17 protein-coding genes and 1 pseudogene are annotated in these 18,224 nt (G+C 71.6%); 5 read left to right on the top strand and 13 right to left on the bottom strand.

Annotated elements, in window-relative coordinates; genetic code table 11:
- Positions 1 to 7: 7 nt before the first annotated feature.
- From DDP54_RS12090 to DDP54_RS12045, 10 genes are all read right to left on the bottom strand, one after another.
- Positions 8 to 190: a hypothetical protein gene (locus DDP54_RS12090; protein ID WP_109131943.1), complete on the bottom strand. Its 183-nt coding sequence runs from the start codon at positions 188 to 190 to the stop codon at positions 8 to 10.
- A 118-nt stretch (positions 191 to 308) separates the two neighbouring features.
- Complete coding sequence (locus tag DDP54_RS12085; RefSeq protein WP_109131942.1) at positions 309 to 1,211, bottom strand: hypothetical protein; 903 nt, start codon at positions 1,209 to 1,211, stop codon at positions 309 to 311.
- Positions 1,212 to 1,287: 76 nt separating this feature from the next.
- On the bottom strand, positions 1,288 to 2,589 hold the full coding sequence (locus tag DDP54_RS12080) for a thymidine phosphorylase (RefSeq protein WP_109131941.1): 1,302 nt from the start codon (positions 2,587 to 2,589) through the stop codon (positions 1,288 to 1,290).
- Positions 2,586 to 2,993: a cytidine deaminase gene (locus DDP54_RS12075; RefSeq protein WP_109131940.1), complete on the bottom strand. Its 408-nt coding sequence runs from the start codon at positions 2,991 to 2,993 to the stop codon at positions 2,586 to 2,588. The genes DDP54_RS12080 and DDP54_RS12075 overlap by 4 nt, the downstream gene beginning before the upstream one ends.
- 10 nt (positions 2,994 to 3,003) lie before the next feature.
- Entirely contained in the window at positions 3,004 to 4,302 is a 1,299-nt protein-coding gene (locus DDP54_RS12070; protein ID WP_242448465.1) for an ABC transporter permease, read from the bottom strand.
- Positions 4,303 to 4,307: 5 nt separating this feature from the next.
- Positions 4,308 to 5,573: an ABC transporter permease gene (locus DDP54_RS12065; RefSeq protein WP_242448379.1), complete on the bottom strand. Its 1,266-nt coding sequence runs from the start codon at positions 5,571 to 5,573 to the stop codon at positions 4,308 to 4,310.
- Entirely contained in the window at positions 5,570 to 7,153 is a 1,584-nt protein-coding gene (locus tag DDP54_RS12060) for an ABC transporter ATP-binding protein (protein WP_109131939.1), read from the bottom strand. Before DDP54_RS12060 ends, DDP54_RS12065 begins: the two co-directional genes overlap by 4 nt.
- 168 nt (positions 7,154 to 7,321) lie before the next feature.
- Positions 7,322 to 8,425 (bottom strand): BMP family ABC transporter substrate-binding protein, encoded by a 1,104-nt coding sequence (locus tag DDP54_RS12055; protein ID WP_109131938.1) that lies wholly within the window; start codon positions 8,423 to 8,425, stop codon positions 7,322 to 7,324.
- 253 nt (positions 8,426 to 8,678) lie between these two features.
- Entirely contained in the window at positions 8,679 to 9,872 is a 1,194-nt protein-coding gene (locus DDP54_RS12050; protein WP_197711387.1) for an amidohydrolase, read from the bottom strand.
- A gap of 22 nt (positions 9,873 to 9,894) precedes the next feature.
- Positions 9,895 to 11,019 carry a mannose-1-phosphate guanylyltransferase gene (locus DDP54_RS12045; protein ID WP_109132566.1) on the bottom strand — a complete coding sequence of 375 codons (1,125 nt, stop codon included), beginning with the start codon at positions 11,017 to 11,019 and terminating at the stop codon, positions 9,895 to 9,897.
- Between the two features lie 197 nt (positions 11,020 to 11,216).
- Here DDP54_RS12045 and sdhC point away from each other — a divergent pair, with 197 nt between their 5' ends.
- Genes sdhC through DDP54_RS12020 form a run of 5 tightly spaced genes read left to right on the top strand, consistent with a single transcriptional unit; the run spans position 11,217 to position 15,564 of the window.
- Entirely contained in the window at positions 11,217 to 11,597 is a 381-nt protein-coding gene (sdhC, locus tag DDP54_RS12040) for a succinate dehydrogenase, cytochrome b556 subunit (protein WP_109132565.1), read from the top strand.
- The gene (locus tag DDP54_RS12035; RefSeq protein WP_109131936.1) at positions 11,597 to 12,052 is read left to right on the top strand and encodes a succinate dehydrogenase hydrophobic membrane anchor subunit; all 456 of its coding nucleotides are present in this window, start codon (positions 11,597 to 11,599) and stop codon (positions 12,050 to 12,052) included. The genes sdhC and DDP54_RS12035 overlap by 1 nt, the downstream gene beginning before the upstream one ends.
- Positions 12,053 to 12,087: 35 nt before the next feature.
- Complete coding sequence (gene sdhA / locus DDP54_RS12030; RefSeq protein ID WP_109132564.1) at positions 12,088 to 13,971, top strand: succinate dehydrogenase flavoprotein subunit; 1,884 nt, start codon at positions 12,088 to 12,090, stop codon at positions 13,969 to 13,971.
- Entirely contained in the window at positions 13,971 to 14,747 is a 777-nt protein-coding gene (locus DDP54_RS12025) for a succinate dehydrogenase iron-sulfur subunit (RefSeq protein WP_109131935.1), read from the top strand. Before sdhA ends, DDP54_RS12025 begins: the two co-directional genes overlap by 1 nt.
- A gap of 1 nt (position 14,748) precedes the next feature.
- Entirely contained in the window at positions 14,749 to 15,564 is an 816-nt protein-coding gene (locus tag DDP54_RS12020) for a phosphotransferase (RefSeq protein WP_109131934.1), read from the top strand.
- Here DDP54_RS12020 and DDP54_RS12015 read toward each other — a convergent pair.
- The 3 genes and pseudogenes from DDP54_RS12015 to trpS all read right to left on the bottom strand — a co-directional run bounded on the left by DDP54_RS12015 (position 15,458) and on the right by trpS (position 18,200).
- Entirely contained in the window at positions 15,458 to 16,543 is a 1,086-nt protein-coding gene (locus DDP54_RS12015; RefSeq protein WP_109131933.1) for a YihY/virulence factor BrkB family protein, read from the bottom strand. The genes DDP54_RS12020 and DDP54_RS12015 overlap by 107 nt on opposite strands.
- Positions 16,544 to 16,552: 9 nt before the next feature.
- Positions 16,553 to 17,110 carry a 2'-5' RNA ligase family protein gene (locus DDP54_RS12010; RefSeq protein WP_347338534.1) on the bottom strand — a complete coding sequence of 186 codons (558 nt, stop codon included), beginning with the start codon at positions 17,108 to 17,110 and terminating at the stop codon, positions 16,553 to 16,555.
- 50 nt (positions 17,111 to 17,160) lie between these two features.
- A pseudogene (gene trpS / locus DDP54_RS12005) lies at positions 17,161 to 18,200 on the bottom strand (tryptophan--tRNA ligase).
- Positions 18,201 to 18,224 lie beyond the last annotated feature (24 nt).

The raw sequence follows: 18,224 nt of genomic DNA, 5'->3' as shown, positions 1-18,224 counted from the left end.
GGCACGGTCAGCGGTAGTCGTCCGCATCGTCGTCCGGGATGTCGAGGACTTGTTCGACGACGTCCGCCTCGTTGGCGTCGTCACGCTCGTCAGGTCGCGCGTCCGACGGCTCGTACTCCTCCGGCTCGTCCGGGACGTCCGTCAGGTCGGGTTCGTCGACCTCGTCGGGGACCTCTGGAACAGTGGTCATGAGTCCTCCTGTGTCGTTCGAGCACCCGGCACCGCGTCCATCCATCGTGGCCCGGCTGGTCGCCGACCGCCACTCCCACCGGCCCCGCCACTCCCACCGGCCCCGCCGACCTCGCCGGCTACGGCCGGACCGGGAGGAGCGCCCAGCACGCGTGCGACCAGCCGCCGAGCGCCGGGACCGGGCCCCCGGGGCTCGTCACCTCGTCGGTCGTCAGGGGCAGGAGGCGGCCGCTCGACGGCTCGTACACGGTGAAGCCGTCGGCGGTGCGGGCCGTGAGGAGCACGACGTGCCGCGGGATCGCGGTGGCGAGCCCCATGGACAGGTCGCCGCCGGTGTACAACGGCACCGGCACCCCCCGGTCGAGCGCCCGTGCGGCGCGCGCGAGCACGACGGCCACCTCGTCGGACCGGGTGTCGTCGACGAGGACCGAGCGGTAGGCGACGCCGGGGAACCGCGCGACCCGGGCAGCCCCCCACGGGGGCGTGCCGAGCGCCCGGGGCCACGGGAGCAGGCCGAGCACCGCGCGAGCGGTGCTACGAGCCTTGAGCGCCTGCTGGAGATCGCCGAACCGCACGGCCGGGCCTGCGGCGTCGTCGACGCCGTCGAGCTCGGCGGGCCGGTACCCCGCCAGGGTGCGTCCGGTCACGAGCCAGTACGCGAGGGGCGGGTCACCGGCAGCTGCGAGCATCGCGAGCACGGACGAGCCGCACGTCGTGCCGTCGGTCTGCCGGGCAGCCGCCGTCCCGAGCCGCAGCATGTCCGTGCCAGGAGCCGGACGCAGGGGGTGGGTGACCTGGGCACGCTCGCGCGCGTCCAGCTCGCTCACCGCATCGACCAGCGCGTCCGCCGACTTCGCCGGCGCCCCGGCGAGCAACGCTCGGGCGTGCAGGTCAGCCGGGACCCGGTCGACGATGCCCACGGGGAGGACCGGCGCAGGCTGATCAGCCTGCTCGGCAGGCAGCGTCGGACCCCGCAGCCCTCGGAGCACCGACGTCAGCTGGAGGTGTCCGAGGAGGGGCATCGGACCAGTCTGCCGCACGTCCGACGCGCAACGACCGACGCGCAACAGCCGGACCGGCGGGCCGGGCCGGTGCGCGCTACGACGCCGCGATCCGGTCCAGCACGAGCGCACGGGGCGACGCGGCAGCCACCGAACCGGCGGCGCTGATCCCGATCGCGCCCTCGAGCGCTTCCCGGGCGCGCGCGAACCGCTCCGGGGTGTCCGTGTGCAACGTGAGGAGCGGCTGGCCCGCGCGCACCCGGTCGCCCGGCTTCGCATGCAGCTCGACGCCGGCGCCCGCCTGCACCGGGTCCTCCTTGCGCGCCCGGCCGGCACCGAGCCGCCACGCGGCGACCCCGACGGCCAGCGCGTCGAGCGAGTCGAGCACGCCGTCGGCCTCAGCGAGCACCTGCTCGCTCTCGCGCGCGACCGGCAGGGTCGCGTCCGGGTCCCCGCCCTGGGCCGCGATCATCCGGCGCCAGACGTCCATCGCGCGACCGTCGGCCAGCGCCGCAGCCGGGTCCACGTCCGGACGCCCCGCCGCCGAGAGCATCTCGCGCGCCAGCGCCACCGTCAGCTCGACCACGTCGGACGGTCCCCCACCGGCGAGCACCTCGACCGATTCCCGCACCTCGAGCGCGTTCCCGGCCGTGAGCCCGAGCGGTGTCGACATGTCGGTGAGCAGCGCGACCGTCAGGACGCCCGCGTCGGTCCCGAGCTCGACCATCGTGCGCGCGAGCTCGCGGGCCCGCGTCGCGTCCTTCATGAAGGCCCCCGACCCGACCTTCACGTCGAGCACGAGGGAGCCCGTGCCCTCGGCGATCTTCTTGCTCATGATCGAGCTCGCGATGAGCGGGATCGCCTCGACCGTGCCTGTCACGTCCCGCAGCGCGTACAGCTTGCGGTCCGCGGGTGCGAGCCCCGACCCCGCCTGGCAGATGACGGCACCGACGTCCTCGAGCTGCGCCATCATCTCGTCGTTCGTCAGCGCGGCACGCCAGCCGGGGATGGACTCGAGCTTGTCGAGCGTCCCACCGGTGTGGCCCAGACCGCGTCCGGACAGCTGCGGCACGGCGACGCCGAACACGGCGACGAGCGGTGCGAGCGGCAGTGTGATCTTGTCGCCGACGCCGCCCGTGGAGTGCTTGTCGGCCGTCGGGCGCGACAGCCCGGAGAAGTCCAGGCGCTCGCCGCTCGCGATCATCGCCGCGGTCCAGCGAGCGATCTCGGCCCGGTCCATCCCGTTGAGCAGGATGGCCATGGCCAGCGCCGACATCTGCTCCTCGGCCACGGCACCGCGCGTGTACGCGTCGAGGACCCAGTCGATCTGACCGTCGGAGAGGCGACCGCCGTCCCGCTTGGTGCGGATCACGTCGACCGCGTCGAACTGCTCGCTCATGAGTTCCCTCGTTCCACCAGGTCGTCCGGCCCGAACGCGTCGGGCAGCACCTCGGTCATCGGCTTGATCCCGCTCACCGTCTCGACGAGCAGGCCGGGCCCGCCGTGCTCCCACAGGAGCTGGCGGCAACGCCCGCACGGCATGAGCGCGGTGCCGTGGGCGTCGACGCACGCGAACGCGACGAGCCGGCCGCCACCGCTGACGTGCAGCGCCGACACGAGGGCGCACTCGGCGCACAGCGTCAGGCCGTACGACGCGTTCTCGACGTTGCAGCCGACGACGATCCGCCCGTCGTCCACGAGCGCCGCGGCACCCACCGGGAAGTGCGAGTACGGGGCGTACGCGTGCGACATCACGTCACGTGCGGCGGCCCGCAGGGCCTCCCAGTCGATCTCGATGGTCATCGACGCCGCCTCACTTCACGTAGGGGATGCCCTCGGCGGCCGGTGCGCGGACGCGTCCGACCAGGCCGGCGACGGCGAAGATCGTCACGGCGTACGGCGTCATCAGCATGATCTGGCTGGGGATCGGGGTGCCGATGATGCCGAGCACGACCTGCAGGTTGTCGGCGAACCCGAACAGCAGGGCGGCTGCGAGAGCACCCTTGGGGCTCCACCGGCCGAGGATCATGGCGGCCAGGGCGATGAACCCCTTGCCGCCCGTCATCTCCTTGCCGAACGCCAGCCCGGCAGCCACCGTGAAGAACGCCCCACCGAGGCCGGCCACGGCCCCGCCGAGCAACGTGTTGCGCATGCGCGTGCGGTTGACCTTGATGCCGACCGTGTCGGCCGCCTTGGGGTGCTCGCCGACCGCCCGCATCCGCAGTCCCCACCGGCTCCGGAAGAGCATGAGCTGCAGCACCGCGACCACGATGTACATGACGTAGACCAGGGCGGTCTGCTGGAACAGCACCGGGCCGATGATCGGGATCTTCGAGAGCCCGGGGATCGACAGGATGGGCAGCCGCGGCGGGGAGTTCCACGTCGCGGCGTTGACCTTGAGCACCGTCGAGAACAGGTAGCTGGTGACGCCGACCACAAGCACGTTGAGCACGACGCCGACGATGATCTGGTCGACCCGGTACTTGATCGAGAACAGGACCAGGAGGAGCCCGACGAGGACGCCCGCGACGGGGGCCGCGAGGAGACCGAGGTACGCGTTCTGCGTGAGCGTGGCCACGACGGCGGCCATGAACGCCCCCGCCAGCAGCTGACCCTCGATCGCGATGTTGATGATGCCCGAGTGCTCGCACAGCAGCCCGGAGAGCGACCCGAAGACGAGCGGGGTGGCGAGGAAGAGCGAACCGGCGAGGAGCCCGGTGACCGGGAGCGGGTTGACCTTGTCGGCGACCGCCCAGGTGAGGAACGCGAACACCTCGGCCAGGCCGAACACGATCGGGAGCCATGGCCCGACGTGCCGACGGGTCCGGGTCGCCAGCAACGAGACGACCGCGCACGCGAGAGCCACCAGGGTCAGGGCGATCGCCGTGGTCTTCGAGTGCACCTCCACGGGGGCGATCTTGAAGAAGTCCGTCCCGGTCGCGAACGTGAACGTGGTCGACTTCCCGCTGGCGGGCAGCAGGCCGAACAGCACGAGCGATACGACGGCGATGCCCCCGTACAGGGCGGGCGTGCGCCACTTGATCGGCTGGAGCGCCAGAGCGCGGGACGACGGCCCGGGTGCGGCCGCGGTTCCCCGCGGCGGTGCGGTCACGGTGCTCACGCGGCGACCTCCTTGACGGTGCGGCTGGCCCGACGGGACAACCCGGGGGTCGAGAGCCGGAACACGGATCTGACGAGCGGCGGCGCCGCGATGAACAGCACGATCAGGGACTGCACGACGAGCACGATGTCGATCGGCGTGCCGGTCCGGGCCTGCATCGCGAACCCGCCGGCCCGCAGCGCACCGAACAGGAGCCCGGCGAGGAACGTGCCGAGCGGCTTCGACCGGCCGAGCAGCGCGACGGTGATCGCGTCGAACCCGAAGCTCGCGGCGACGCCGGCTGTCAGCACCTTCTCGGTCCCGAGCACCTGCGCCGAGCCGGCCAGGCCGGCGAGCGCACCCGCGACGACCATGACCCAGACGTAGTTCGCGTTGACCGAGATCCCGGCGGTCCGCGCGGCCTTCGAGTTCGCCCCGACCGCCCGGAAGCGGAAGCCGATCGTCGACCGGTCCATGAGCCACCACACGCCCACCGAGGCAGCGATCGCCACGAAGAACCCGGCGTGCAGCCGGAACTGCCCGCCCAGCAGCAGCGGGTACAGCGCGCTGGACTTCAGCGGCGGCGAGATGGGGTTGTTGCTGCCCGGTCGTTGGAACGCCGACGTGGTGAGCAGGTAGCCGACGAGATACACGGCGATGTTGTTGAGCATGATCGTGACGATCACCTCGTTGGCACCCGTGCGCGCCTTGAGGAAGCCCGCGATGCCGGCCCAGAGGCCGCCGCCGATCGCGGCACCGAGCGCCGCGACCAGGACGTGCAGCCCGACGGGGAGGTTGAACGTGAACCCGACGTAGCCGCCGAAGATCCCGCCGAGGATGATCTGGCCCTGCGCGCCGATGTTGAACATGCCGGCCCGGAAGCCGATCCCGAGGCCGAGGCCCGCGAGGATGAGCGGGACCGCCACGGTCATCGTCTCGGTGATCGGCCTGATCGCGCGGACGAACGTCGGAGCGCCGGTGTCGAAGATGGATCCCTGGAACAGGGCGACGTACGCGTTGGACACCGCGTGCCAGGCTGCGGACAGGAAGTCTCCCGGCCGGGCGAACAGGTACGTGGCGCTCGACTGGACCGCCTCGTCGGCGGCCGCGATGAGGACACCGGAGATCACGAGGGCGAGAACGATCGCGAGGGTCGTGACCAGCCAGCTGCTCTGGAGCATCTCGCGCAGGAGCGTCTCGCTGCGCGAGGGCTCCGGCGCGGCCACCTCAGGTGCGGGAGCCGGCGCGGGCGTGGGTGCCGGTGCGGCTGCAGAGTGGCTCACGAGTTCTCCTCCTCGGCGGCACGGAGGTCGGCTTCGCCGAGGACCGTGTGGTGTTCGGCTGCGTGGGCCTCGGCCTCGTCGAGCGGCACGCCCGCCAGCATGAGCCCGAGCACGTCACGATGGGTTCCCGGGCCCACGATGCCGACGATGCGGCCGCGGTAGAGGACCAGGATGCGGTCCCCCAGGGCGAGGACCTCGTCGAGCTCGGTCGAGATGATGAGCACCGGCGTCCCGTTGTCGCGCTCGGCGATGATCCGCTTGTGGACGAACTCGATCGAGCCGACGTCCAGGCCGCGCGTGGGCTGCGACGCGATCAGCAGCCGCAGCGGGCGGGACATCTCCCGGGCGAGCACGACCTTCTGCTGGTTGCCGCCCGAGAGGGTCTTGATCGGGTCCTGGACCGAGGTCAGCCGCACGTCGAACTCGTCGGCACGCTGCGTGGCGTTCGCGGCGACCTTCGTGGGGTCGAGCGAGATCCCGGTCGCGAACGGGGGCTGGTCGTGCAGGTCGAGGATGAGGTTCTCCGCGACCGAGAACGGCTCGATGATGCCGTCGGTCGAGCGGTCCTCAGGGACGAAGCCCACCCCGGCGTGCAGCGTGTCCCGGACGCCTGCCCCGACCAGCTCGTCGCCGTCGAGGAGGATCGACCCTGCCACGGGCTTCTGCAGCCCGAGGATCGCCTCGGCGAGCTCGGTCTGCCCGTTGCCCTGGACGCCCGCGACCGCCAGGATCTCGCCGCGCGCGACCTCGAAGGACACGTCGTCGAGCTGGAGCACCCCCGCGTGGTCGATCACCGACAGGCCGGTGACCTTCAGGGCCACCTCACCCGGCTCGGCCGGCGTCTTGGCGACGCCGAGGTCGACCGCGCGGCCGACCATGAGCGAGGCCAGCTCGGTCTCGGGCGCGGTCGGTGGCGCGCTCCCGACGACCTTGCCGCGGCGGATGACGGTGATGACGTCGGCGACGGCGCGCACCTCGCGGAGCTTGTGGGTGATGAAGACGATCGACGTCCCGGCCGCCTTGAGCTGGCGCATGATGCCGATGAGCTCGTCGGTCTCCTGCGGGGTCAGCACCGCGGTGGGCTCGTCGAGGATGAGGATGTTGGCGTTGCGCGACAGCGCCTTGATGATCTCGACGCGCTGCTGGGCACCGACGGTGAGGTTCTCGACGAGGGCGTCGGGGTCGACGTCGAACCCGAACCGGTCGGAGATCTCGCGGACGAGCTTGCGCGCACCAGCCAGGTCGATGACGCCGCCGGCACCGCGGACGGGCTCGTGCCCGAGGACGACGTTCTCCGCGACCGTGAACACCGGGATCAGCATGAAGTGCTGGTGGACCATGCCGATGCCCGCGGCCATGGCGTCGCCCGGGCCGGCGAACCTGACCGGCGCGTCGTCGATCAGGACCTCACCGTCGTCCGGGTCGTAGAGGCCGTAGAGCACGTTCATCAAGGTGCTCTTGCCGGCCCCGTTCTCCCCGAGGAGCGCATGGATCTCGCCAGGGGCGACCACAAGGTCGATGTGGTCGTTGGCCACGAGGCTGCCGAAGCGCTTGGTGATCCCCCGCAGTTCCAGCTTCACGTGACATGGCTCCTTCGTCATGGTGGTTCTTGCACCCTAGTGGCGCGCGCGACGCCGCTGCGAGCGGCGGGCACACGCGCCGATGGCCCGAGCAGGCGACCTGCCCGGGCCATCGGTTCATGCTGCAGTGCTCAGTGCACGCGAGGTGCTCGGTGCACGTTCAGAGCGTCAGTTGGCGCTCGGCGAGTCGACCTTGAGGCTGCCGTCGATGATCGAGGCCTTGAGCGCGGTGACCTTGGTCTTGACGTCCGCGGGGACCTGCGCATCGAGGTCGTGGAACGGGGCGATGTCGATGCCCTTGTTCGCGAGCGTGCCGACGTACGGCTCCGAGGTGTACTGGCCGTCGGCACCCTGCTTGACGGTGTCGTAGACGGACTGGCCGATCTCCTTGATGACCGAGGTCAGGATGATCGACTTGTACTCGGGCGCCGTGTTGTACCAGTCGGCGTCCACTCCGACGATCATGACGTTGCCGGCGGCCTTGGCAGCCGCAGCGGCGCCGAGCCCGACCGGACCGGCGACGGGCATGATGACGTCCGCGCCCTGGTCGATGAAGCCCTTGGCGAGGTTCTGCCCGTTGGCCTGGTTGTCGAAGTCACCGGTGAACGAGCCGGTCTGCGCGGCCTTGTCCCAGCCGAGGACCGCGACGGTCTTGCCGAAGTCCGCGTTGTACTTCGCGACGCCGTCGGAGAAGCCGTCCATGAAGATCGAGACGGACGGGAGCTGCATGCCGCCGAACGTGGCAACCTTGCCGGTCTTCGAGGTGCCCGCGGCGACGTAGCCGGCGAGGAATGCGGCCTCCTGCGTGTTGAAGAGCAGCGGCTTGCCGTTCTCCAGCGTGACGGGCTTGAAGTCCGCGTCGGAGAAGGCGCTGTCGACGAGCGCGAAGTCGATGGTCTTGTTCGCGTTGGCCGCGGTCTGGATCGCGCCGGCGAGGTTGAAGCCGACGCCGATGATCAGGTTGCAGTCCTGCGACACGAGGTTGTCGACGTTGGGCGTGAAGTCGGTGTCCGCGGTGGACTCGACCTTGACCTCCTCGATGCCGAGGTCGGCCTTGGCCTTGTCAAGGCCCTCTGCACCCGACTGGTTGAAGGACTTGTCCTCGAACCCGCCGGCGTCCGAGACCATGCAGGCCTTGTAGCTGACGGCAGCCGCGGTCGTCGCGCCTGCGCTCGGTGCGGTGGTGGTCGTGGCCGTGGGCGCGCTGGCACACGCGGTCAGCACGAGCGCGGTGGCTGCGCCGAGCGCGGCCACCTGGATGATCTTCTTCACGCGAAACTCCCCGTTGTCGTCATTCGTCGCGACGTGAGCCGTCCGTGCCCGGAGCAACGCTGCACCAGACACGGACGGAGCCGCCCGGCGTCCATGCCCCGCACTGTAGTGAGCCGGGCGTTACGGGACGGTTACCGGGCGGTAGCCGCGGGCTTCCGTTATCCACTTGGAACAATCGGCCACGGGATGGGACGAGGCGTCCCGACCTTCGGGACGATCGCGCAGGTCAGGCGTGTCAGGCGCCTCAGACGCCTCAGGCGCGCCCGGCGAGCATGGCCACGCGGGCGAGAAGCAGGACCGCGGCGTCGATCGCCCGCTCGTCGATCCGCAGGTCGCCCTGGTGGATGTCGTACGAGCGCCCCCCCGGCCTGCGGGTGCCGAGCCGGGCCATGGACCCGGGGACCTTGGTCAGGTACCACGCGAAGTCCTCGCCGCCGAGTGACTGCTCGGTCAGCAGCACCGAGGACTCCCCCAGGACGTCGCGGGCCGCGGCCTCGAGCACGGCGGTCGCCCGCTCGCCGTTCTCGACCGGCGGGACCCCGCGCTGGTGGGTCACCTCGGCCTCGACCTCGTACGGCTCGACGACCTGCCGGACCGCGTCGTGGAAGACCTCCGACGCCTTCTCCCACGCCCGGACGTCGAGGCACCGCAGCGTGCCGCGCACCGTCCCCCGGGCGGGGATCGCGTTGTGTGCCGTCCCGGCGTGGATCTCGCCCCAGGTCAGGTTGACCCCCGAGCGCGGGTCGAGCCGGCGCCCGAGGATCGCCGGGACCTGGGTGACGACCTGTCCGAGCGCGAACACCACGTCGCCCGTCAGGTGGGGACGCGAGGTGTGCCCGCCGGGACCGGTCAGGGTCACGGCGACCTCGTCGGACGCCGACGTGATGGGACCGATGCGGGTGCCGACCTGGCCGACGTCGACCTTCGGGTCGCAGTGCACCGCGAAGATCTGGCTGACGCCGTCCAGCGCCCCCGCGGCGATCACGTCGAGCGAGCCGCCCGGCTGGACCTCCTCGGCCGGCTGGAAGATGAGCCGCACCCCGGTCGCGAGCTCACCCGCGGCGGCGAGCTCGGCGAGCACGAGGCCCGCACCCAGCACGCCGACGGTGTGGACGTCGTGACCGCAGGCGTGCGCGACGCCCGGCACGGTCGAGGACCACGCGAGACCGGTCGTGTCCTGGAGGGGCAGCGCGTCGAGGTCGGCCCGCAGCGCGACCCGGCGACGTCCCGTGGCGACCGGGGTCGGCCCGATGTCGCACACGAGCCCCGACCCGGGCAGCAGGTGCGGTGAGAGCCCGGCCGCCCGCAGCCGGTCGGCGACGACCCTCGTGGTGCGGGTCTCGGTGCGCGCGAGCTCGGGGTGCGCGTGCAGGTCGCGGCGGATCGCGACGAGCTCCGCACGGAGCGCATCGACGCGAGGGATCAGGCTGGCAGCGTCGGAGGGCACGCTCCGAGGGTAGTCGCGCGGGTCAGAGCAGGTCGTCGCGTCCGCGGGCGCGCCAACCGTCGACGGCTGCCTTGACCTGCTGCGCGTGCTCACGCGTCGTCACGAGCACCGCGTCGGGCGTGTCGACGACGACCGCCCCCGGCACGCCGAGCACCGTCACGGTGCGGCCAGAGCCGGGCACGACGAGCGAGCCGTCCGCGTCGATCCGCAGCACGAGCGCGTCGTCCCCGAGCGTGCTCGACCCGGTCGTGACCGAGCCTGCGCGCACGGCCAGCAGGCCCCCGAGCGACTCGAAGTCACCGACGTCGTCCCAGGTGAAGTCGCCCGGGACGACGGCGACCCCGCCCGCGGCGGCGACCGGCTCGGCGATGGCGTGGTCGATCGCGATCTTCGTCAGCCCGGGCCACACGCGTGCCAGCACCGGCTCGCGGTCGGGGCCGTCCCAGGCTCCGGCGATCTCGCGGAGCCCGTCGTGGAGCGTCGGGAGCTGGGCCGCGAGGTGGTCGAGCAGCACGCGCGCCCGCACGATGAACATGCCCGCGTTCCAGCGGTACTCGCCCGTCGCGAGGTAGGCGGTCGCAGTCTCCTCGTCGGGCTTCTCGGTGAACCCCGCGGCGTGGCGGACGTCCGGCGCGCCCTCGATCCCGAGCGGTTCGCCCGACCGCACGTACCCGAAGGCCGTCGACGGCTCGGTCGCGGCGATCCCGACGGTCACGAGGTACCCGGCCCGCGCCGCTTCGACACCCTGGCGCACCGTCTCGGCGAAGGCGTCAGCGCCCTCGATCACGTGGTCGGCGGCGAACGAGCCGAGCACGACGTCGCCGTGGCGCGCCTCGAGCAGCGCGGCCGCCAGACCGATCGCCGCCATGGAGTCGCGCGGGGACGGCTCGGCGAGCACGTCGCTCGCCGCCAGCTCGGGGAGCTGCGCCGCGACGGCCCGCGCGTGCCGCACACCGGTCACCACGAGGACCCCGCCGGGGCCGGTCAACGGCAGGAGCCGGTCGACGGTGCCCTGGAGCAGGGTCCGGCCCGTGCCCGTGAGGTCGCGCAGGAACTTCGGCTCGCCGGCGCGTGACAGCGGCCACAGCCGCGTGCCGGCACCGCCCGCCGGGACGACGGCGTGGAAGCCGGGGATCGGTGAGGTCATGCGGGCCAGGGTAGCGAGGAGCCGTGGGACCCCGTGCCACGCCGCCCGGGCCACGACGTAAGGTGACACCTCGTCAGGACGTGCGCCGCAGCACATGACGCGGCGCCGTGTTCACTACACTCGTCGGGAAGCGGACGTCGTCGTCCCTTCTCCGACTCGACATCGGCTCGCACTTCGACTCGCCAGGAGGCCTTTCCGTGCCCACCGCGCCGGCCGGCACGCTCTATCGAGGGCGTGAAGGCATGTGGTCGTGGGTCGCGCATCGCGTGACCGGCGTCCTGATCTTCTTCTTCCTGCTCGTCCACGTGCTCGACACGTCCCTCGTGCGCGTCTCCCCCGAGGCGTACAACGCGGTGATCGGCACGTACAAGAACCCGGTGATGGGCCTCGGTGAGGCCGGCCTCGTCGCCGCCATCGTGTTCCACGCCTTCAACGGCATCCGGATCATCCTCGTGGACTTCTGGGCCAAGGGCCCCAAGTACCAGCGGGTCATGCTCTGGGTCGTCATCGGCCTGTTCGTGGTGACGATGGCGGGCTTCCTGCCCCGGCACCTGATGAACGTGTTCGGAGGCGAGTGATGACGACCACCTCGATCCCCGCCCCGCGCTCGCCCCGGGTGCGCACGACCCGGCGCACCACGCGCGGCAACGCCGAGCTGTACGGCTGGATCTTCATGCGCGTCTCGGGCGTCGTGCTCGTCGTGCTGATCTTCGGCCACCTCTTCACGAACCTGATCGCCGGCCAGGGCATCAAGGCCGTCGACTTCGGGTTCGTCGCCGGCAAGTGGGCGTCGCCGCTGTGGCAGGTCTGGGACCTGCTCATGCTCTGGCTCGCGATGATCCACGGCAGCAACGGCGTGCGCACGATCATCAACGACTACGCCGAGCGTGACCACACCCGCCTCGTGCTGAAGGTCGTCCTCGTCGCGGCGTTCCTGATCACGGTCGTCCTCGGCACGCTCGTCATCTTCACGTTCGACCCGTGCCCCGCGGGCAGCCCGACCGACCTGCTGCCCTCGTTCTGCTCCGCCTGACAACCCCGAACCGCCTCGAGGAGGCATCGCCACCGATGCAGATCCACCAGTACGACGTCGTCATCGTCGGCGCCGGCGGAGCGGGCATGCGTGCCGCGCTCGAGTCCTCGACGCGCACGCGCACGGCCGTGATCTCCAAGCTGTACCCGACGCGCTCGCACACGGGCGCCGCGCAGGGCGGCATGTGCGCGGCCCTCGCGAACGTCGAGGAGGACAACTGGGAGTGGCACACGTTCGACACCGTCAAGGGTGGCGACTACCTCGTCGACCAGGACGCCGCGGAGGTCATGGCCAAGGAGGCCATCGACGCCGTGCTCGACCTGGAGAAGATGGGCCTGCCGTTCAACCGCACCCCTGAGGGCAAGATCGACCAGCGGCGCTTCGGCGGGCACACGCGCAACCACGGCGAGGCCGCCGTGCGCCGGGCCTGCTACGCGGCAGACCGCACGGGCCACATGATCCTGCAGACGCTGTACCAGCAGTGCGTCAAGAACGACGTCGAGTTCTTCAACGAGTTCTACGTGCTGGACGTGCTGCTCAGCCACGACCTCGTGACGGGTGAGGTGCCCGAGGGCGAGGACGTCGCCGTCAGCGGTGTCGTCGCCTACGAGCTCGCGACCGGCGAGATCCACCTGTTCCGCGCCAAGTCCGTCGTCATCGCGACCGGCGGCGCGGGCAAGATCTTCAAGACGACCTCCAACGCGCACACGCTGACGGGCGACGGCATGGCGCTCGTCTACCGGCGCGGCGTGCCGCTCGAGGACATGGAGTTCTTCCAGTTCCACCCGACAGGCCTCGCGGGGCTCGGCATCCTGCTCTCGGAGGCCGCACGCGGCGAGGGCGGGATCCTGCGCAACGCCGACGGCGAGCGGTTCATGGAGCGGTACGCCCCGACGATCAAGGACCTCGCCCCGCGCGACATCGTGGCGCGGTCGATCGCGCTCGAGGTCCGCGAGGGCCGTGGAGCGGGCCCCAACAAGGACTACGTGCTGCTCGACCTCACGCACCTCGAGCCGGCCCACATCGACGCCAAGCTCCCGGACATCACCGAGTTCGCGCGCACCTACCTGGGCGTCGAGCCGTACACCGAGCCCATCCCCGTGTACCCCACCGCGCACTACGCGATGGGCGGCGTGCCGACCACCATCCACGCCGAGGTGCTGCGCAGCAACGCCGAGGTCGTCCACGGCCTGTTCGCAGCGGGCGAGGTCGCCTGCGTGTCGGTGCACGGCTCGAACCGGCTGGGCACCAACTCGCTCCTCGACATCAACGTGTTCGGCAAGCGCGCCGGCATCGCCGCCGCCGCCTACGCGGCAGGTGCCCCGTGGGTCGAGATGCCGGACGACCCCGAGATCGGCGTCGTCGCCGAGCTCGAGGAGATGCGCACCCGCGCCGACGGCGACCGCGTCTCCGACGTTCGCCGCGACCTGCAGCAGACGATGGACACGAACGCCCAGGTGTTCCGCACGGCGGAGTCGCTGCAGCAGGCGCTGGCCGACATCCGCGCGCTGCAGACCCGGTACCGCAACGTCTCGGTCCAGGACAAGGGCCGGGCGTTCAACACCGACCTCCTCGAGGCCCTCGAGCTCGGATTCCTGCTCGACATCGCCGAGGTCGTCGTCGTCGGCGCCCTCAACCGCGAGGAGTCCCGCGGCGGTCACTTCCGCGAGGACTTCCCGAAGCGTGACGACGCCCAGTACATGCGGCACACGATGGCGTACCGCCGTCCGCCGGGCGCCGTCGCACCGTCGTCCCCCGTCGGCAGCGAGGCGGCGGCCGTCGTCGCGGCGACGAGCCGGTCCGGGGCCGAGGTAGCCACCAGCCGGCCGGGGGCGGCGACGCCCGGCACGTTCGACGTCGCGCTCGGGTACAAGCCCGTGGTCGTGACCCGCTACCAGCCGATGGAGCGTAAGTACTGATGACTGCCACTCTCGACAGCGCAGCCCCCACGCCCTCGCCGGAGCCCAAGCTCGGTGCGGTCCCGAGCTTCGACGTGACCCTGCGCATCCGCCGGTTCCTGCCGGAGTCCGGCAAGGACGAGGCGTACTGGGAGGAGTTCACGGTCACTGCGTACGGCACCGACCGGCTCCTCGACGCGCTGCACAAGATCAAGTGGGAGCACGACGGCTCCCTGAGCTTCCGGCGCTCGTGCGCGCACGGCGTCTGCGGGTCCGACGCGATGCGCATCAACGGCCGCAACCGGCTCGCGTGCAAGGTCCTGCTCAAGGACCTCAACCCCGACAAGCCGATCACGGTCGAGCCGATCAAGGGCCTGCCCGTGATCAAGGACCTCATCGTCGACATGGAGCCGTTCTTCGCGTCCTACCGCGAGATCATGCCGTTCCTGGTGACGAACGGTCACGAGCCGACGCGCGAGCGGCTGCAGTCCGTCGCGGAGCGCGAGCGGTTCGACGACACCACGAAGTGCATCCTGTGCGCCGCGTGCACGTCCTCGTGCCCCGTGTTCTGGACCGACGGGCAGTACTTCGGGCCGGCGGCGATCGTCAACGCGCACCGGTTCATCTTCGACAGCCGTGACGAGGGCGGGTCGCAGCGCCTCGAGATCCTCAACGACAAGGAGGGCGTCTGGCGCTGCCGGACGACCTTCAACTGCACCGAGGCGTGCCCGCGCGGCATCGAGGTCACCAAGGCCATCCAAGAGGTCAAGCGGGCGATGATCACCCGCGCGATCTGACGTGCCGTCCGGGGCCGAGCCACTCGACGAGGTTCCGCTCCCCGGCGGCAACGTCGGCGGCGTGGTGCGGGTCGGCGACACCGTGCGGCGGCCGACCGGTCCGTGGACGCCCGCCGTGCACGCCCTGCTCGCGCACGTCGCTTCGCGGGGGCTCGACGGCGTGCCGCGGGTGCTCGGCACGGACGCCGCGGGACGCGAGATCCTCACCTACCTCGACGGCGTCGTCATCGAGCTCGAGCACGTCACCGACGGTCAGCTCAGGTCCGGCGCCGCCTGGCTCGGCCGCTACCACGCGGCCGTCAGCGACTTCCGCCCGGGCCGCCTGCGCTGGCGGTTCGAGGACCGTGACCTGCGGCCCGGTGAGATCGTCTGCCATCACGACGCGACCGCGTACAACATGCTCGCGGGCACGGGCGAGCACCGCGACGACGTGGTCGGCGTCATCGACTGGGACGTGGCCGGGCCGGGCGTCCCGCTCGACGAGCTCGCCATGCTCGCCTGGAGCGGCGTCCCGTTCTACCGCCACGTCGACCCCGTCGAGGCCGCCCGGCGGCTGCGCGTGATCACCAACGGGTACGCGTCGTCCGCACGCTGGGCCGGCCCGGGACCGCTCCCGACACCGGCCGACGTCGCCGACCACATCCCCGTCCGGATGGGGGCCGCGACCGCTCGGATCGCCGCCGGGCAGCGCGCCGGGGACACCGGGATGCTCAACCTCGCTCGGATCGGGGAGCCCGCCGCCACCATCGCGGCCGTCGCGGCCTATGCCGAGCGTCTGCCACGTCTGCGGGCCGCGGTCGAAGCGCAGCCTCGCTGACCACGGCGGGACCCACGTCGGTGCTGCCGCCTGCGGGACGCTCCGGAGCCGCCCCTGCCACCGCGGCAGGAGGGTCGGCCGTCCATGCGGCGGCGAGCAGCACGATGCGGGCGATGAGGTTGATCCACACGAGCAGCGTCACGACGGCCGCGAACGACGCGAGCACCGCGTTCTGCCGGGCGCCGCCCGCCACGACCGACGTGCCGAGCAGTCGCACGACCCCCACGCCGACGGCGCAGATCAGCGCGCCCTGCCGCAGGTCCGGCCACGGCGGGTGGATGCCGGCAAGCACGCGCACCACCAGCACGAACGTCGCCGCGTCGACCACGAGCGCGACGCCGAAACCCAGGACGGTCGTCGCGACGCCGACCCCGGCGCCGAGCCCGACCAGGCGCAGCAGCCAGCCGGCGGCGGAGGTGACCGCAAGGCCGAGGACCGCGGAGACGAGGAACGCCAGCGCCACGCCGACGAGGCCCGCGACCTCGCGCAGCTTGCCGGTCAGCACGTTGCCGCCCGCGCTGCGCTCGTCGAACATCGCCCGGACGGCCGTGCGCAGCGCGGCCAGGGCCGACGTCGCACTGAGCAGGAGCACGACGACCGCAACGAGTCCCGCGACGTTGAGCCCGGCCCCGAGGACGAGCTCGTCCGGCTTGACGAGGCCGTCGCCCGACCCGGAGTCCACCAGACCCGGGAGCGAGGCCGAGACCGTGCGCAGGACGTCCTGGCGGAGCTGGGCGTCGCGACCGATGACCGCCACGAAGGCCGTGTACGCGATCGTCAGGGCGGCGAAGACCGAGAAGAGCGCCGCGTACGCGATACCGCCGGTCAGCACGCCACCACCGGCGGCACCGAAACGAGCGTTCGCCCGGCCCGCCCGGGTCAGCTGCCACCACGCGAGCACGGCCCGAGCACGTGCCACCGAGCCGCCCTTCACCCCGAGCGGCGCACCTGCTCCGGCATCAGCTCGTGGCGTCTCCATGCCGCGACCCTACGAGGAGCCCGGCACTCCGGCACCCGGTACGACGCGAGACCCGTGCAGACGAGCCGCCGCGACGTCAGCTGCCCCGGTCAGCGGGAAGTCCCGGACCGGGCGCCACACCTCGTCGTCGCCATACTCGTAGCTGTGGAACGCGTGGACGACGAAGGTCGCGTCGAACCGGCTCAGCTCGACGAACGCGAGGTCGAGGGCCGCCTCCGACACCTCGTGCGCGACGGTGACGTGCGGGTGGTAGTTGAAGCGCAGGCCCTGCTCGAGCGGACCGGTCCGAATGTGGCGCTCGAGCGCCTCGCAGCCCGCGATGCCCTCCACGACCTGGACGAACACGACCGGCGACACGGGACGGAACGTCCCGGTGCCCCGCAGTCGCAGGACGAACGGCCGGTGGTGCGACGCGACCTCTTCGAGGTGCCGCTCGACGGCAGCGAGATCGCCCGGCTCGACCGCGGTCGGCCCGAGGAGCGTGATGTGCGGAGGGATCGACGGTGCAGCCGGGTCGCCGACCCGTCCGCGCGCGGCCTGGAGCGTCGCGGAGTACGGCTGGGGCACCGTGACGGCGACGCCGATCCGGAGCTGCTCCCCCGACGTCTCCGGCAGGTTCACACCGCCCCCCGGACGCGCACCCGGCGGGGCAGGAACCCGCTGCGGTCGTACACGCGGGCCAACGTCCCGCGGGCGATGTCCCGCGCACGCTCGGCCCCTCGGCCAGGACGTCGTCGAGCGCCTCGGGGTCGGCAAGGTAGGCGTGCGCGCGCTCCTGGAAGGGCGTGATCGCCTCGACGACCAGGTCGGCCAGGTCCTTCTTGAGGTCGCCGTAGCCCTTGCCCTCGTAGTCCGCCTCGAGCGAGCGGATGTCGCGACCCGAGAGGGCCGAGAAGATCGTCAGCAGGTTCGCGATGCCAGGCTTGGCCTCGGCGTCGAACCGGATCTCCCGCTGGGCGTCCGTCACGGCGGACCGGATGCGCTTGGCGATCACCTTGGGGTCGTCGAGCAGCTCGATGATGCCGTTGGGGCTCGTCGAGGACTTGCTCATCTTGGCCGTCGGGTCCTGCAGGTCGTAGATCTTCGCGGTGGCCTTGACGATGTACGCGTCGGGGACGACGACGGTCCCCGGGCCGAACCGCGCGTTCAGCCGCTGCGCGAGGTCGCGGGCGAGCTCGAGGTGCTGACGCTGGTCCTCGCCGACAGGGACGAGCGCGGTGTCGTAGAGCAGGATGTCCGCGGCCATGAGGACCGGGTAGGTGAAGAGGCCGACGGTCGTGCCCTCGGCGCCCTGCTTCCCGGACTTGTCCTTGAACTGCGTCATCCGGCTGGCCTCGCCGAAGCCCGTGTGGCACGACAGGACCCAGGCCAGCTCGGCATGCTCGGCGACGTGCGACTGCACGAACAGGATCGACCGCTCGGGGTCGACGCCCGCAGCGAGGTACTGGGCCGCCGTGCGCCGGGTGCGCTCGCGCAGCACCGCGGGTTCCGGGGACACCGTGAGCGCGTGCATGTCCACGACGCAGTACAGCGGGTCGTAGGACTCCTGGAGCGCGACCCACTGCGTCAGGGCGCCGAGGTAGTTCCCCAGGTGCAGGGAATCGGACGTGGGCTGCATCCCCGAGAAGATGCGTGCTCTCTGCGTCACGGAAGACATTCGACCATTCTGTCAGTGCGGAGG

The sequence above is a fragment of the Cellulomonas sp. WB94 genome, from assembly GCF_003115775.1.
Classification (GTDB): domain Bacteria; phylum Actinomycetota; class Actinomycetes; order Actinomycetales; family Cellulomonadaceae; genus Cellulomonas_A.
This window is presented reverse-complemented; position numbering and strand designations above follow the sequence as displayed.